The 16450-nt window shown below is 67.7% G+C and carries 13 protein-coding genes; 8 read left to right on the top strand and 5 right to left on the bottom strand.

Annotated elements, in window-relative coordinates:
• Window positions 1-238: 238 nt before the first annotated feature.
• Complete coding sequence (locus tag AXYL_RS04590) at window positions 239-1141, bottom strand: LysR family transcriptional regulator (protein WP_013391657.1); 903 nt, start codon at window positions 1139-1141, stop codon at window positions 239-241.
• 125 nt (window positions 1142-1266) lie between these two features.
• Between AXYL_RS04590 and AXYL_RS04585 the strand changes: the two genes are divergently transcribed.
• The 3 genes from AXYL_RS04585 to AXYL_RS04575 are packed head-to-tail and all read left to right on the top strand — an operon-like array spanning window position 1267 to window position 5144.
• The gene (locus AXYL_RS04585; RefSeq protein ID WP_013391656.1) at window positions 1267-2967 is read left to right on the top strand and encodes an acyl-CoA dehydrogenase family protein; all 1701 of its coding nucleotides are present in this window, start codon (window positions 1267-1269) and stop codon (window positions 2965-2967) included.
• 48 nt (window positions 2968-3015) lie between these two features.
• The gene (locus tag AXYL_RS04580; RefSeq protein WP_013391655.1) at window positions 3016-4005 is read left to right on the top strand and encodes a Bug family tripartite tricarboxylate transporter substrate binding protein; all 990 of its coding nucleotides are present in this window, start codon (window positions 3016-3018) and stop codon (window positions 4003-4005) included.
• Window positions 4006-4016: 11 nt separating this feature from the next.
• Complete coding sequence (locus tag AXYL_RS04575) at window positions 4017-5144, top strand: CaiB/BaiF CoA transferase family protein (protein WP_013391654.1); 1128 nt, start codon at window positions 4017-4019, stop codon at window positions 5142-5144.
• Window positions 5145-5156: 12 nt separating this feature from the next.
• Here the strand turns inward: AXYL_RS04575 and ggt are convergent, their stop codons facing one another.
• The gene (gene ggt / locus AXYL_RS04570) at window positions 5157-6914 is read right to left on the bottom strand and encodes a gamma-glutamyltransferase (protein WP_013391653.1); all 1758 of its coding nucleotides are present in this window, start codon (window positions 6912-6914) and stop codon (window positions 5157-5159) included.
• Between the two features lie 138 nt (window positions 6915-7052).
• Between ggt and AXYL_RS04565 the strand changes: the two genes are divergently transcribed.
• Window positions 7053-7958, top strand: coding sequence for a LysR family transcriptional regulator (locus tag AXYL_RS04565; protein ID WP_013391652.1), 906 nt, complete (start codon window positions 7053-7055; stop codon window positions 7956-7958).
• Between the two features lie 90 nt (window positions 7959-8048).
• Here AXYL_RS04565 and AXYL_RS04560 read toward each other — a convergent pair whose 3' ends face one another.
• Complete coding sequence (locus AXYL_RS04560) at window positions 8049-9041, bottom strand: tripartite tricarboxylate transporter substrate binding protein BugE (RefSeq protein WP_013391651.1); 993 nt, start codon at window positions 9039-9041, stop codon at window positions 8049-8051.
• Between the two features lie 238 nt (window positions 9042-9279).
• Between AXYL_RS04560 and AXYL_RS04555 the strand changes: the two genes are divergently transcribed.
• Complete coding sequence (locus tag AXYL_RS04555) at window positions 9280-10176, top strand: AEC family transporter (protein ID WP_041652285.1); 897 nt, start codon at window positions 9280-9282, stop codon at window positions 10174-10176.
• Window positions 10177-10241: 65 nt separating this feature from the next.
• Here AXYL_RS04555 and fumC read toward each other — a convergent pair whose 3' ends face one another.
• Window positions 10242-11639: a class II fumarate hydratase gene (gene fumC / locus AXYL_RS04550; RefSeq protein ID WP_013391649.1), complete on the bottom strand. Its 1398-nt coding sequence runs from the start codon at window positions 11637-11639 to the stop codon at window positions 10242-10244.
• 162 nt (window positions 11640-11801) lie between these two features.
• Here fumC and AXYL_RS04545 point away from each other — a divergent pair, with 162 nt between their 5' ends.
• Window positions 11802-12341 carry a bifunctional alanine racemase/tRNA (adenosine(37)-N6)-threonylcarbamoyltransferase complex ATPase subunit type 1 TsaE gene (locus tag AXYL_RS04545; RefSeq protein ID WP_013391648.1) on the top strand — a complete coding sequence of 180 codons (540 nt, stop codon included), beginning with the start codon at window positions 11802-11804 and terminating at the stop codon, window positions 12339-12341.
• Window positions 12269-13654: an N-acetylmuramoyl-L-alanine amidase gene (locus AXYL_RS04540; protein WP_013391647.1), complete on the top strand. Its 1386-nt coding sequence runs from the start codon at window positions 12269-12271 to the stop codon at window positions 13652-13654. The genes AXYL_RS04545 and AXYL_RS04540 overlap by 73 nt, the downstream gene beginning before the upstream one ends.
• A gap of 101 nt (window positions 13655-13755) precedes the next feature.
• Here the strand turns inward: AXYL_RS04540 and AXYL_RS04535 are convergent, their stop codons facing one another.
• Complete coding sequence (locus AXYL_RS04535) at window positions 13756-14394, bottom strand: VTT domain-containing protein (RefSeq protein ID WP_013391646.1); 639 nt, start codon at window positions 14392-14394, stop codon at window positions 13756-13758.
• A gap of 102 nt (window positions 14395-14496) precedes the next feature.
• On the opposite strand from AXYL_RS04535, the gene mutL reads away from it, so the two are divergent.
• Entirely contained in the window at window positions 14497-16449 is a 1953-nt protein-coding gene (gene mutL, locus AXYL_RS04530; protein WP_013391645.1) for a DNA mismatch repair endonuclease MutL, read from the top strand.
• Window position 16450 lies beyond the last annotated feature (1 nt).

The raw sequence follows: 16450 nt of genomic DNA, 5'->3' as shown, positions 1-16450 counted from the left end.
GAACCGAAACGCCCTGCTGTGGGGTTCAGTACTTCGCCGGAGGGCCGCAGTGGCGCAGCCTGGTGATGAAACGCCTGCGGCGCGTCAGCGGCAGGACTGGTCGGTAGGACATGGCTAAAACCCGGAATTCGCGTTCGTTCGTGTGCAAACGGTTCCATCCCTGGCCGGATACTGGCGGCGCCGGGATACCGCTAACGATAAGCCTTCGGGCGGGTTCTGCCTACCCGCAATGCGCGCTTCATGGCGTTTCGAGGCTATCCCAGTCATGCCGCGCCGCCATTTCCACCGCTTTTTCCTGCAGCGGCGTGCGCGCGGCCTCGCGCCAGATCATCTGGCTGAGCGAGCGGGCCTCGTGCTCGAAAGCGATGAAGCGCGTCCCCGCCAGCCCGCTGCGCGACAGGCAGGCCGGCACGATGGACACGCCCAGCCCCTGCGACACCAGCGACGCCACGCTCAGCCAATGCCGCACCTCGTGCCGGATCACGGGCATGAAGCCCGCCGACACGCACATGGACAGCACCGTCTCGTAATAGCTGGGCGAAGCGGCCCGGGCGAAAAAGACGAAATCGTCCGTCGCCAGCTCCGCCAGCCGCAAGGAGTTGCGGCCAGCCAGCGGATGCGCCTGCGGCAGGCACACCACGAAAGGCTCGGCCATCAGGTCGCGCGCCAGCACGCCGTTGGGCACCGGATTGGCGTGGATGAAGCCCAGGTCCTGCTCGCCGCGGCGCACGGCCTCGATCTGGTCATGGGAATTCAGCTCGGTCAGCACGTGCTCCACGTCCGGCAGTTCGGCGCGCATGGCGTTGAGCAGCGCCGGCAGGCCGCGGTACAGCATGGAGCCCACGAAACCGATGCGCAGCCGGCCGCGCAGGCCCGCGTCCACGCGTTGCACCAGCGTGCGCACCTCTTCCGCCTGGCGCAGCAGCGTCAAGGCTTCGCGATACAGCACCTGGCCGGCGTCGGTCAGCTCCACGTGGCGGCTGGTGCGCGTCAGCAGGCGGGCGCCGACGTTGTCCTCCAGCTGCCGAATGGCGTAGCTGAGCGGCGGCTGGGAAATGTGCAGCCGCGTGGCCGCGCGGCTGAAATGGCGCTCTTCGGCCACGGCAATGAAATAGCGCAACAAGCGCGGATCCAGGTCCATTTGTCTCCCCCGCGACTTCAATCCATACTTTTTTTGGATTGTTCTACACACAAACAGTATTTGTATAGATTAATCCATGCCAGCACCATCACAGGCATCGTTCCCGTCTTCAGCAGGATGCCGCCATGGATACCCCCGTCAAGACCGCGCCCCCCGCCGCCACTCCCGTCCCGGATTCGCGCGGACAGAATCTGTTCAGCGCGGACCCTTATGCCGAGGCGCTGAGCCGGCGCTATCTGCCGGCCGCGCTGCATGCCCATTTGCTGCCCCACCTGGAGCGCCTGGGCGCGCTGGCCGGCGGCGTCATGGACGAACTGGCCGCCACCGCCGACAAGCACCCGCCCACCCTGTCCGTGCGCAGCCGCGCCGGCACCGACGAGTCGCGCATCGACAAGCACCCCGCCTATGTCGAACTGGAACGCCTGGCCTACAGCGAGTTCGGCCTGGCCGCGCTGTCGCACCGCGGCGGCGTGCTGGGCTGGCCCGAGCCCATGCCCGCGGCCGCCAAATACGCCCTCAGCCATCTGTTCGTGCAAGCGGAGTTCGGCCTGTGCTGCCCGGTCAGCATGACCGATTCGCTGGCCCGCACCCTGCGCAAGTTCGGCGACCCGGAGCTGGTCGAGCGGGTCCTGCCCGAGGTGACCTCGCAGGATTTCGACACGCTGCGCCAGGGCGCCATGTTCATGACTGAACAGGGCGCGGGTTCGGATGTCAGCGCCACCGAGGTCACCGCCACCGCGCAGGACGACGGCACCTGGCTGATCCACGGCGACAAGTGGTTCTGCTCCAACCCGGACGCGGGCTACGCCATGGTGCTGGCGCGTAGCGAAGCCCAGCCCGGCCTGAAGGGCGTGTCGCTGTTCCTGCTGCCGCGCGACCTGGCCGACGGCAGCCACAACCACTACCGCATCCTGCGCCTGAAGGACAAGCTGGGCACGCGCTCGATGGCCAGCGGCGAAATCCGCCTGGAAGGCGCGGTAGCCTGGCTGGTGGGCGAACGCGGCCGCGGCTTCAAGCACATGGCCGACATGATCAACAACTCGCGCCTGTCCAACGGCATGCGCGCCGCCGGCCTGATGCGCCGCGCCGTGACCGAGGCGGTCTACGTCTCGCAGCACCGGCGCGCCTTCGGCAAACGCCTGATCGACATGCCGCTGATGCAGCGCCAGCTGGTCAAGATGACGGTCTGGGCCGAACAGGCCCGCAGCGTGATGTTCCAGACGGCGCGCGCCCTGGCCGGCGCGGACCAGGGCGTGGCTGATCCGGCGCTGGCGCGCATCCTCACGCCGCTGATCAAGTTCCGCGCCTGCCGCGATGCCCGCAAGGTGACCGGCGACGCCATGGAAGTGCGCGGCGGCTGCGGCTACATCGAGGAATGGACCGAACCGCGGCTGGTGCGCGATGCCCATCTGGGCTCCATCTGGGAAGGCACCAGCAATATCGTGGCGCTGGACGTGCTGCGCGCGATCAACAAGGAAAACTCGCTGCCGGCGCTGCGCAGCCACATCGACAGCCTGCTGGCCGAGGGCCGTCCCTGCCCGCCCGAGCTGGCCGAGCTGCAAGCGCGCGCCCTGGAACAGACCTATGCGCTGGCCGAGCACGCCGCGCAGGCCGACCGTCCCGAACTGGCGCGCCAGGCGGCTTCGCTGCTGTACCACGCGGTATCCATGGCCGCCCTGCGCTGGGAAGCCACCGAACCCGGCCTCGAAAGCCGCGCGCTGCTGGCCGACCAGGTGCTACAGCACCGCCTCGGCCCGCGCGATCCCTATGCCATCCCGGCCGACGAAAGCGTGGCGTGCCGGACCATCCTGCAATACGCGCTGTAAAAACCGACGCCGACGGCACAGCCGGCGCGCAACCCACTGGAGACAACCATGACCCGAACCCTCGCCCCCTGGCTGCTGGCGGCCGCGGCCGCCGCCGCCATCGCCCCGACCGCGCCCGCACTGGCCGCGGAGGCCTACCCTTCGGCGCGGCCCGTGACGCTGATCGTGCCCTTCCCGCCCGGCGGCCCCACCGACGCCCTGGCGCGCCGGCTGGCCGACAAGCTGCGCCAGCCGCTGAACCAGAACGTCATCGTCGAAAACCGCGCCGGCGCAGGCGGCAACATCGGTTCCGAATACGTCGCCACGGCCAAGCCCGACGGCTACACCCTGCTGTTCGGCACCTCCGGCCCGCTGGCGATCAACGTCAGCCTGTACAAGAAGCAGGGCTACAACCCCGAGACCAGCTTCGCGCCCATCATCCGCATCGGCCACCTGCCCAACATCCTGGTGGTGAACCCGTCGGTGCCGGCCAACAACGCGCAGGAGCTCATTGCCTACGCCAAGAAGAACCCGGACAAGCTGAGCTACGCCTCTTCGGGCAACGGCGCCTCGTCGCATCTGGCCGGCATCCTTTTCAACAACATGGCCGGCACCCAGATCATGCACATTCCCTACAAGGGCACGGGTCCGGCGCTCAATGACCTGCTGGGCGGGCAGGTGTCGATGTCGTTCACCGACATCCTCACCGCGCTGCCCTACATCAAGGCGGGCAAGCTGCGCGCCATCGGCCTGGCCAGCGCCCAGCGCTCGGATGCGTTGCCTGACCTGGCCACGCTTTCCGAGCAGGGACTCAAGGGCTACGACGTCAGCGTGTTCTTCGGCATCGTGGCGCCCAAGGGCACGCCCCCTGATGTGGTGGACACTTTGAACCGCGCCTTCAAGACCGCGCTGTCCGATCCCGAGGTCGCGCAGACGCTGCGCAGCCAGGGCATCGTCGAGGCCCAGGACCAGACGCCGCAGGGCCTGGCCACCTTCATCTCGGCCGAAGTGCCCAAATGGCGCGACCTGATCAAGAGCGCCCACGTTTCCATCGACTGAACGGACCCCACATGGCTGCAACCCTGCCCAACGCCGGCGCCCTGGCCGGCTGCAAAGTGATAGACCTGTCGCGCGTGCTGGGCGGCCCCTATTGCACGCAGATCCTGGCCGACCACGGCGCCGACGTGCTGAAGATCGAGCCGCCCGGCGGCGACGAGACGCGGGGCTGGGGGCCGCCCTTCCTGGGCGACACGGCGTCCTATTTCATCGGCGTGAACCGCAACAAGGACGGCATGACGCTGGACCTGTCGCAGGCCGCGGGGCAGGAACTGCTGCGCCATCTGCTGGCCGATGCCGACGTGCTGGTGGAGAACTTCAAGCCCGGCACGCTGGAGAAATGGGGTCTGGGATACGACACGCTGAGCCGCGACTTCCCCGCGCTGATCCATTGCCGGGTCAGCGGCTTCGGCGCGGACGGGCCGCTGGGCGGCCTGCCCGGCTACGACGCCTGCGCCCAGGCCATGTGCGGCCTGATGAGCGTGAACGGCGACGCGGACGGCGACGCCACCCGCGTCGGCCTGCCGGTGGTGGACATGGTGACCGGCCTGAATGCGGCCGTGGCCATCCTGCTGGCCTTGAATGAGCGCACACGCAGCGGCCTGGGGCAATTCCTGGACATCACGCTGTACGACTGCGCCTTGTCGCTGCTGCATCCGCACGCGCCCAATTACTTCTACAGCGGCAAGGTGCCCGCGCGCAGCGGCAACGCGCATCCGAACATCGCGCCCTACGAAACGCTGCCCACCGCCAGCGGCCCGATCTTCCTGGCGGTCGGCAACAACCGCCAGTTCGCGCAACTGGCGCAGACGCTGGAGGCGCCGGGGCTGGCCGAGGATGCGCGCTATGGCACCAACGCCGACCGCCTGCGCAACCGCCAGGCCCTGCGCGACGACCTGTCCGCGCTGCTCGCGAACCACGACGCCGCCGCGTTGGCCGACCGCCTGCTACGTTGCGGCGTGCCCGCGGCCGCCGTGCAGACCGTGGACCAGGCGCTGGCGCATCCGCACACCCGCCATCGCGGCATGGTGTTGGAGCAAGGCGACTATCGTGGCGTGGGCTCGCCGATCAAGCTGTCGCGCACCCCGGCCACGCTGCGCAAGCTGCCGCCGGCGCTGCGCTCCGCCGACGCCAGCGAGTAAAGCCGCGCGGCCTCAACCGCCCTGGGCGACGCCTTCGCGGCGCGGGTCGGCGCCGCCCTGCAAGCCGCCGGCGTCGATCACGATGCCGTGGATGCCGCTGGGAAACTCGAGTATCCGCACCGGGTGCCCCATGCGCTCGAGCTCAGGCGCCAGCGCCTCCAGGGCGGTGCCCTTCTCCAGTTCGGTTTCCTTGTTGCGGCTGCCCATGTTGGGCAGATCGATGGCCGCCTGGATGTCCAGCCCCCAGTCCAGCACGCCCACGATGGTCTTGGCCACGTAGTTGATGATGGCGCTGCCGCCCGGCGACCCCACCAGCAGATAGGGCTTGCCATCGCGCAGCACGATCATCGGCGCCATCGAACTGCGCGGGCGCTTGCCCGGCTCGATACGGTTGGCGACGAGACGGCCCTCGGGATCCTTGTACGACGAGGAAAAGTCCGTCATCTCGTTGTTCAGCAAAAAGCCGCGCACGAAGATCTTGCTGCCGAACTCGTTCTCGATGGTAGTTGTCATGCTCAAGGCATTGCCCTGCGCGTCCACCGCCACCAGATGGCTGGTCGAGGGCAATGCCAGCGCATCGTCCTTGCCCAGCGACAGCAGCTTGCCTTCCGGATCGCCGGGCAGCGCCACCTTCATGCTGCGGTCCGGCTGGATCAAGGCGCCGCGCGCGCGCAGATAAGCCGGGTCCAGCATGGCGCGCACCGGCACCCGCACGAAGTCCGGATCGGCCACATAGAAGTCGCGGTCGGCGAACGCCAGCCGGCCGGCCTCGGAGAAGTAATGCACCGCCTCCAGGCTGCCGGGCTTGTAGCTGGCGAGCGGAAACTGTTCCAGTTCGCCCAGCATCTGCAACACGGCGATCGGGCCGCTGCTGGGCGGTCCCATGCCGCACAGCTGATAGCCGCGATAGGCGCCGCAGACGGGATCGCGCGTCTTGGCGCGATAGCCGGCCAGGTCAGCCAGGGTCAGGTCGCCCGGCACGGCATGGCCGCGCACGGCGGCGACGATGTCCGCGGCGATGTCGCCCTGATAGAACGCATCCGCGCCCTGTTCGGCCACTGCGCGCAGCGTACGCGCGAATTCGGGGTTCTTCAGCACATGGCCCACCGGCCACGGGGTGCCGTCAGGCGCGTAGAAATAGGCTGCGGCCGCGGCTTGCGCGCGCAGCTCCTTGTTGCCTGCCAGCAGCTTGTGCAGGCGAGGCGACACGGGGAAGCCCTGCTCGGCCAGCCGGATCGCCGGCTGGAACAGGTCGGCCCAGGGCAACACGCCCTGCTCCTTGTGCGCCAACTCCAGCCCGCGCAGCAGGCCCGGCACGCCCACCGCCAGGCCGCTATTCACTGCGCGGGCAAAGGGTACCGGCTTGCCGTCCGGATCCAGGAAACGCTGCGGCTGGGCCGCCGCGGGCGCGGTCTCGCGGCTGTCATAGGTCTGGATGCGGCCGCTCTGGGCCGAATACGCCACCATGAAGGCGCCGCCGCCTATGCCGGACGATTGCGGCTCCACCAGGTTCAGCACCAGTTGGCTAGCGATAGCCGCATCCACCGCGCTGCCGCCCCGGCGCAGCATCGCGTCGCCGGCCTGCGTCGCCAGCGGATTGGCCGAGGCCATCATGAAGTGCGGCGCCCGCACCAGCTGACGCGTCTGCGTGCCGCTGGCGGCTTCGGGGTTCAGATCTTCGACGGCTTGCGGCGTGCGCGCCCATGCGGCAGGCATGGCCGCGAGCGCGGCGGCAAGCAGGAGGGCGGCGGCATGACGAGGTGCTCGCATGGAGGGCTCCGGTGTGCGCCGGCTGTCCGGCAGGGGTTCATGATAGTCAAGGCGCCGGCGGCTGTCGCGGCGCAGCTCCCGCCCATATGCCGCATCCGGCTTAGAATCGCGGTTTCCGCCCACCGTCCCCACCGTGCCATGCGTTTGCGCCACATCGAGATTTTCGAAGCGATCCGCCGTACCGGATCCCTGACCGAGGCCGCGGCCGCGCTGCATATCTCGCAGCCCGCAGCCAGCAAGCTGCTGGCGCATGCCGAGGCGCAACTGGGCTTCAAGCTGTTCGAGCGCGTGAAGGGCCGGCTCGTCGCCACCCGCGAAGCCGAGATCCTCACGCCCGAGGTCGCGCGCCTGAACCAGGACCTCAACAGCGTGCGCAGGCTGGCCGCCAGCCTGCGCGACCATCCCAACGGCCACCTGCGCGTGGGCTGCGCGCCGGCGCTGGGCCTGGGACTGCTACCCGGCGTGGTGCGCGACAGCCGCGCGGCGCAGCCTGGCATCACCTTCGACATCCACACGCATCACAGCAGCGAGCTGGTGCAGGGGCTGCTGACGCGGGAACTGGACCTGGCCATCACCTTCGACACCAACGACTATCCGGGCCTGACCCGCATGGGGCTGGGCCACACCGAACTGGTGCACCTGAGTCGCAAGCCCGGCACGGGTCCGCTGCCGTTGGCGGAGCTGACGTCCATGGCGGGCGATACGCTGATCGTGCTGGACGCGGCCGATGCCTCCGGCGCCCTGTTGCAGATGGCGCTGGACGCGCAGGGCCTGGATCCGCAGGTCGCCATCCAGGTGCAGACGCACTACGTGGCCTGCGCGCTGGTCGACGCGGGCTGCGGCGACGCCATCGTGGACGCGATCACCGGGCAGGCGATGCTGCGCCCCGGCATGAACCTGCGCCGGCTGGACCCCGCGTTGCGCGTGCCGATCAGCATCATGGTGCGCAACCAGGATCCGCTTTCCGCGCTGCACCGCGACCTCATCGAGCGCCTGCGCGCCGCTTGCGAGGCGCTGCAGGCCGGGCTCGACGCCGCGGCCTGACGCGCGGCTTGTGCACAAAACACGACGGGCGCCCGAAGGCGCCCGTCATCATTTGCAGACGGGGGCAGGCAACGCCCGCCCCGTGCAACATCAGTCCAGCTTGATGTTCTGCTTCTTCACGACGTCCTTCGCCCAGTCATACTGCTCTTTGATTTCCTTGGCGAATTCTTCCGGCGTATTGCCCGACGGCGCCGAGCCCTGATCGTCCAGCGCCTTGATGACCTTGGGGTCCTTCAGGGCCACGACGGCAGCGTCGCGCAGCTTGTTCACGACTTCCATCGGGGTGCCCTTGGGCGCCAGCAGACCGTACCAGACCGGCTGGTTCAGCACCGGGAAACCGGCGTCCTTGAAGGTCGGCACGTCCTTGATGGCATCGATGTTGGTCGGCCACGCGATGGCCATGGCGCGCAGCTTGCCCGCCTGGATTTGCGGCATCGACGAGGGCAGGTTGTCGAACAGGATTTCGATCTGGCCGCCGACGGCGTCAGCCACGGCCGGGCCCGAACCCTTGTACGGCACGTGCACGATGTCCGTGCCAGTCGCCATCTTGAACGATTCGCCCATCAGGTGCAGCACGCCGCAGGTGCCCGAACTGCCGTAGGAGTACTTGCCCGGATTCTTCTTCAGTTCTTCCAGGAAGCCCTTGAAGTCCTTGGCGGGGAACTTCGGGTTCACGGCCACCACATTGGCGGTGTTGGCGAAGTTGGTGACCGGCTGGAAATCCTTGATCGGATCGTAGGGCAGGTCGTTGGGACGGCAAGCCGGGTTCACGGCCATCGTCGACACGGTGGCGATGGAGAGCGTGTAGCCGTCGGCATCGGCGCGCGCGGCTTCGGATGCGCCGATGGCGCCGCCAGCGCCGCCCTTGTTTTCCACAACCATGGGTTGGCCCAGTTCCTGGCTCATGCGCTGCGTCACCAGGCGCGCGATGATGTCGGTGGAACCGCCGGGCGCGAACGGAACAATGACGCGGATCGGCTTGCTCGGGTACTTGTCGGCAGCGAGGGCGGCGGAGGCGCCGAGGGTGCCGGCAGCGCCGGTGGCCAGGGCGATCGCCACAGCCAGGGAGCGGACTTTATTCATAGGTGTGTTTCCTCCAATATGCGAGCCCGTGTGTATACGGACCGTTGTGTGATGCGCCTGCCTGTGGACAGGTCCGCAATTAACGGTGGTGGACGCATGCTCTGTGCGCAGGGAGAGCACTTTTTATAGGTTGCTTGTGGCACACGCGCCCGCCAGAATGACGGAGAATAGCAGCAAATACTTACAGACGCATAGCGCAGCGATCCCCGTCTGACGCGCATCAAATACGTACTTGTCCATGTCGGTAGCCCTTCTGGTTTTCCCTGATTTCATGCTGGTTGCGCTGGGTTGGGCGCTGCGTCACAAACTGAATTTCTCCCGCGAATTCTTCGCCGGCACCGAGCGGCTGGTCTACTTCGTCCTGCTCCCCGCGCTGCTGTTCCAGTCCATCCTGCGCACCCCCATCACCGTCGGCAACGCCGCTGTGCTGCTGCAGGCCTCCGCGGCCATCATCGCGGCCGGCGTCGCGCTGACGTGGCTGGCGCGCTGGGTGCTGCGGCCATCCTCGCTGAGCCTGGCTTCGTCCGCGCAATGCGGCTACCGCTTCAACACCTATCTGGGCCTGGCGCTGTCGGCCAGCCTGGGCGGCGCCCAAGGCCAGACGGTTATGGCGCTGATCGTCGGCTTCGCCGTGCCCATGGCCAACATGGCCGCGGTCTACGGCCTGGCCCGCCATAGCGGCGGCAACCTGCTGCGCGAACTGGCCCGCAATCCCTTGGTCATTTCCACGTTGGCCGGCCTGGCCTGCAACCTTGCCGGCCTGCACCTGCCGGGCCCGCTGGACACGGCTCTCGCGCGGCTGGGCGCGGCGGCCATCGCGCTGGGCATCATCTGCGTGGGCGCCAGCCTCTCCTGGGAGGGCGGCAAGGGCCATGGCGCGCTGATCGCCTGGATGCTCGCGGTCAAGCTGGCGGCGCTGCCCGCCGTGGCCCTGCTGGTGGCGCATGTGCTGGCGCTGCCGCCGCTGGAATCGCAGATGCTGCTGCTGTTCGCGGCCTTGCCCACCGCGTCCGCGGCCTACGTGCTGGCCATGCGCATGGGCGGCGACGGCCGCATGGTGGCGCTGCTGATATCGCTGGGCACGCTGTTGTCGGTGCTGACGATACCGCTGTGGCTGATGCTCACGGGCGGTTGAGACGTCTCCCTCTCCAACGCAAAAAAGACCGCCGAGGCGGTCTTTTTCATGCGCATGGCGGCCCTTTACGAGGACTTGTGCGCGTTGGTCATGGAAGCCGGCACCACCCATTCGGCGAACTGCGCTTCGGTCACATAGCCCAGCGCCAGCGCCGATTCCTTCAGCGACAGGCCTTCCTTGTGCGCCTTCTTGGCGATCTGCGCGGCCTTGTCGTAGCCGATATGCGGATTCAGCGCCGTCACCAGCATCAGCGAACGGTCGACCAGTTCGGCGATGCGCTCGAGATTGGGCTCGATGCCCGCGGCGCAATGCTCGTTGAAGCTGGCCATGCCGTCGGTCAGGAGACGCACCGATTGCAGGAAGTTGTGGATCACCAGCGGCTTGAACACGTTGAGTTCGAAATTGCCGCTGGCGCCGCCGATATTGATGGCCACGTCGTTGCCCAGCACCTGCGCGGCCAGCATCGTGATGGCTTCGCATTGGGTCGGGTTGACCTTGCCCGGCATGATAGAGCTGCCCGGCTCGTTCTCGGGGATGCTGATCTCGCCCAGACCGGAGCGCGGGCCGCTGGACAGCCAGCGCACGTCGTTGGCGATCTTCATCAGGCCGGCGGCCAGCGACTTCAGCGCGCCATGCGCGAACAGCAGCGCTTCGTGCGAGGCCAGACCCTGGAACTTGTTGGGCGCCGACACGAAGGCGGTGCCCGTGGCATGCGCCAGTTCCGCCGAGACCTTGGCGCTGAACTGCGGATGCGCATTCAGGCCCGTGCCCACCGCCGTGCCGCCGATGGCCAGCTGGTGCAGGCCCGGCAAGGTGGCGCGGATCTGCTGCTCGGCCAAGTCCAGCTGGGCCACATAGCCCGACAGCTCCTGGCCCAGGGTCAGGGGCGTGGCGTCCTGCAGGTGGGTGCGGCCGATCTTGACGATGTCGTAGAACTCGGCGCTCTTGGCCGCCAGCGTCGCGCGCAGGGCCTTCAGCGAGGGCAACAGATGATGTTCGACCTGCACCGCGGCCGCCACGTGCATGGCGGTCGGGAAGGTGTCGTTGGACGACTGCCCGCGGTTGACGTGGTCGTTCGGGTGAACCTTGCGCTCTTCGCCGCGCACGCCGCCCAGCAGCTCCGAGGCGCGGTTGGCCAGCACCTCGTTCATGTTCATATTGCTTTGCGTGCCCGACCCGGTCTGCCAGACCGACAGCGGGAACTCATTGGGCCACTTGCCGGCGATCACTTCGTCGGCGGCGCGGACGATGCCGTCGGCGATCTTCGGATCCAGCTCGCCCAGGTCGGCATTGACCTTGGCAGCCGCGCGCTTGAGCCGCGCCATCGCCTCGACCAGCGGAACCGGCATCTTTTCGGTGGAAATCGCGAAAAAATGCAGCGAACGCTGCGTCTGGGCGCCCCAGAGGTGATCTTCCGGGACTTCGATGGGACCAAAGGTGTCTTTTTCAATGCGGGTCTTCATGGCGCGTGCTACTCCGTGGCGACGTCGGTTTCGGCTGGCGGCGGCGCGCCAGTCGCGAGAAAGTTGAGAATGACAATCAATTCTAGGTTAGCAGAAACCCGCATTCCTATAATTGCGCAAACATCCGTGCTCCTTCACCGTTTTTACCACTCGCCCCGCGCCATGTCCGCCCCTCTTTGCAGCCTGAACTTGCACCTGCCCGACGAAGCCGCCACGGAATCGCTGGCGCGGCAGCTCGCGCCCCTGGTTTCCGGCGGCCAGACCGGTCCGGCCGGGGGACACATACATCTCCAGGGAGACCTGGGCGCGGGGAAAACAGCCTTCACGCGGGCCCTGTTGCGGGAATGCGGCATCACCGGCCGGATCAAAAGTCCAAGCTACGCGCTGCTTGAATCCTATAAAGTTTCTAACTTATACTTCTATCATCTTGATTTTTATAGATTTAGTGATTCGCGCGAATGGTTGGACGCAGGATTCCGGGATTTACTGCGTGACGAAGCGGTCGTTTTGATCGAATGGCCGGAGCGGGCCGGGGGCCTTTTGCCCCCTCCCGACCTGCTGATTTCCCTAGCCTATGCAGGCGACGGACGCGACGCCACCCTGACCGCGTACACCGCTCGAGGACAAACATGGTTGAACGCGATTGTCCCCCCGCCCCAGTCGGCGCCCTCCCCTCGGCAGGCGCCACCCGGCGCCGCCTGATCAGCGTCGCCGCCACTCTGCTCGTCTTGCCGGTTCTGCCGCGCCTGGCGCAGGCGGCAACGATCCTGGCCGTGCGCACCTGGCCGGCCGATGAATACACCCGCGTCACGCTGGAGCTCGACAGCGAGCTCAAGGCTGAACAGTTCACGCTCGAAAATCCCCATCGCCTGGTGGTGGACATTGAGGGACTGACCATCAGCGCGGCGCTGAACGACCTGGTTTCCAAGGTCCGGCCGGACGACCCCTACATCCAGAGCCTGCGGGTGGCGCAGAACCGCCCCAACGTGGTGCGCCTGGTGTTCGACCTGAAGCAGCCCGTGGCGCCCCAGGTGTTCACGCTCAAGCCGGTGGCCGACTATCAATATCGTCTGGTGCTGGACCTGTATCCGAAGATCGCCCAGGACCCGCTGATCGCGATCCTGAACAAGCAGAGCGGCCCCGACGTGGACGACCCGCTGGCGCGCATCCTGGAAGATATCCAGCGCAACCCGGTGGCCCGCGCCGATCCGCCCGAACCGCCGCGCGTGCGCGGCCAGCAGCCGGCGCCCCCGCTACCCACGGCGCCCAAACCCCCGCCCGCCACGGCCAGCCGCGGCAAGCAGCGCATGCTGACCATCGCACTGGACCCCGGTCACGGCGGCGAGGACCCGGGCGCCATCGGCAGCAGCGGCCTGCGCGAAAAAGACGTGGTGCTGCGCATCGCCCGGCGCCTGAAGGCGCTGATCGACAGCCAGCCCTACATGCGCGCCTACCTCACGCGCGACGACGATTACTTCGTGCCGCTGCATGTGCGCGTGCAGAAGGCGCGCCGCGTGCACGCCGACCTGTTCATCTCCATCCACGCGGACGCCTGGGTCAAGCCCTCGGCCAACGGCTCGTCGGTGTTCGCGCTGTCGCAGCGCGGCGCGACCAGCGCCCAGGCGCGCTGGATGGCGGACAAGGAAAACGCGGCCGACCTGATCGGCGGCGTCAACCTCGGCAGCCACGACCGCCAGGTGGCCAAGGTGCTGCTGGACCTGTCCACCACCGCGCAGATCAACGATTCGCTCAAGGTCGGCAACGCCTTCCTGGACGAAATCAAGAAGATCAACCGCCTGCACAAGAACAGCGTCGAACAGGCCGGCTTCGCCGTGCTGAAGGCGCCGGACATTCCCTCGGTGCTGGTCGAGACCGCCTTCATCAGCAACCCGCAGGAAGAAGCCCTGCTGCGCAGCACATCGCACCAGGACAAGCTGGCGCAGGCCATGATGACGGGCATCCAGCGCTACTTCACCGCCAATCCGCCGCTGGCGCGGCTGGGCGACGTGAGCTGAAGCAGCGGCAGCAGGACGCATGAAAAAAGGGCGTTGCGCTTTACGGCGCAACGCCCTTTTACTTGCCTGTTACTGGAGCGGTGGCGCGCACCGCCGCGCTCTCAGGCGCCGCGCCTGGCCTTGATCAGCTTGAACACGCCCGCCCCGATCACCGGCACGATGGCGGCGGCCAGACCCAGCAGCACGATGGTGTTCAGGTGTTCGCGCACCAGCGGGATATTGCCGAAGAAATAACCCGCGGCCACCAGGCTCACCACCCACAGCAGCGCGCCCAGGATGTTGAACAGCTGGAAGCGCGACAGCGGCATGTCGGCCACCCCCGCGACGAAAGGCGCGAAGGTGCGCACCACGGGGATGAAGCGCGACATCACGATAGTCTTGCCGCCGTGCTTCTCATAGAACGCGTGCGTGCGCATCAACGCGCCGCGGTCCAGGAAGCGCAGGTTCATCGAAAACACGCGCGGCCCGATATAGCGTCCAATGGCGTAGTTCAGCGTATTGCCGGTGATGGCCGCGACGATCAGCAGCCCCCCCATCAGGAACGGGTCGATGTGCCCGGTGGCACCGAACGCCCCCGCGATGAACAGCAGCGAATCCCCCGGCAGGAACGGCAACACGACCAGCCCGGTCTCGGCGAAAACAATCAGGAACAGCACCAGGTACACCCACACGCCGTACTGCGCGACCCAGACGCCCAGCGTCTTGTCGATGTGGAGCACCATATTGAAAAATTCGAGCATTGAAGCAACCCTGCCAGCGGAATGGGATATCAGTCCGCGACTATAGCCCACCCGCCCATGACGCTAAAATCATCCACATAGCCATACCTGAACGCCAGCCACATGACCGAACGCCGCTCCATTCTTGCGCTTCCCGACCTGCTGATCAGCCAGATCGCCGCCGGCGAGGTGATCGAACGGCCGGCGTCCGTGCTCAAGGAAATCCTTGAAAACGCCATCGACGCCGGCGGACGCGCCATCGAAGTGCGCCTGGAAGGCGGCGGCATACGCCGCATCGCGGTGACCGATGACGGCGGCGGCATTCCGCCCGAGGAACTGCCGCTGGCGCTGGCGCGCCACGCCACCAGCAAGATCCGCTCCCTGAACGAGCTGGAATCGGTGGCGTCCATGGGGTTCCGCGGCGAAGCCCTGGCCTCCATCGCCTCGGTGGCCCAGGTCACCATCATTTCCCGTACCCGCGACGGCGAGCACGCCTGGCAGATCGATGCCGGCAGCATGCAGGTCAGCCCCGCCTCGGGCCCGCCGGGCACCACCGTCGACGTGCGCCAGCTGTTCGACGCCGTGCCGGCGCGCCGCAAGTTCCTGCGTTCCGAAGCCACCGAATTCGGCCATTGCGTCGACGCCATGGAGCGCATCGCGCTGGCGCACCCGCAGATCGCCTTCCGCCTGTTCCACCATGACCGCGCGCAGCGCCAATGGCTGCCCGCCGAACCGCCGCAGCGCATCCGCGACGTGCTGGGCGCGGAGTTCGCCGAGCACGGCCTGCTACTGTCGCACTCGGTCGGCACGGTCAGCCTGGCGGGCATGATCACGCGCCCCACCGCGGCCCGCGCGCGCGCGGACCGCCAGTATCTCTACGTCAACGGCCGCTACGTGCGCGACCGCACCGTCAGCCATGCCCTGCGCGCCGCCTACGCGGACGTGCTGCATGGCGACCGCCAGCCCGCCTACGTGCTGTTCCTGGACATCGACCCGGCCGCCGTGGACGTGAACGTGCACCCGGCCAAGCACGAGGTCCGCTTCCGCGACAGCGGCGCGGTGCATCGGTTCGTTTCCCACGCGGTCGGCCAGACGCTGGCGCAGACCGGCGGCGCGTCCGCCGTTGTAGCTCCGGCGCAGAACGACGACGCCGACGATGCCGGCTTCGAAACCGTGGCAAGGCCCGCCGCCTCAGCCGAGGGCGCCGCCCCGCAGGCCGCGCCCTACGCGCCCGCCGCCAGCCCCATGGCGGACACGCCCAGGCCCGCCTACAACGGCGGCGGCTTATCGTCGTCCTACGGCTTGCGGCCCTCGCCCGCGCCGCAGCGCGCACACACCCAGGTCCCGTTCCGCCTGCATGCCGAACCCGCCGGCATCCCGGCCGCCGACTGGCAATCGCTCTACCGGCCGCTCGATGAGGACTCGGCCGCCAAGACGGCGCCGCTGCGCGAACCCGCGCCCGCTCCCGCCACCGCCCTGCCCGCCGACGAGGAACATCCGCTGGGCATGGCGCTGGCGCAGCTGCACGGCATCTACATCCTGGCGCAGACGCGCCGCGGCATCGTGCTGGTGGACATGCACGCCGCGCATGAGCGGGTGGTCTACGAACAGCTCAAGCACGCCCTGGACGCGCGCAGCCTGCCGCGCCAGGACCTGCTGGTGCCCGTGGTGTTCCACGCCCAGGAAAAGGACGTGGCGCTGGTCGAGGAATTCGAAGATCAGTTGAACGAACTCGGCTTCGAAATGCGTCCGTCCGGCCCCACCTCGATCGCCGTGCGCTCCGTGCCGGCCATCCTGGCCCGCGGCGACATCGAAACGCTGGCCCGCGCCGTGCTGCGCGATCTCGGCGCGGTGGGCGTTTCCCGCTTGCTGACCGAACAGCGCAATGAACTGCTGTCCACCATGGCCTGCCACGGCTCCGTGCGCGCCAACCGCAAGCTCACCATCGAAGAGATGAACGGCCTGCTGCGCCAGATGGAAGCCACCGAACGCGCCGACCAGTGCAACCACGGCCGCCCAACCTGGATCCAGTGGTCGGTGTCCGACCTGGACAAGCTCTTCCTGCGCGGGCAATAAG

It is taken from the genome of Achromobacter xylosoxidans A8 (assembly GCF_000165835.1).
Lineage (GTDB): Bacteria > Pseudomonadota > Gammaproteobacteria > Burkholderiales > Burkholderiaceae_B > Achromobacter > Achromobacter xylosoxidans_B.
The sequence above is the reverse complement of the archived record's forward strand: the minus strand, read 5'-3'. Positions and strand labels throughout refer to the sequence as shown.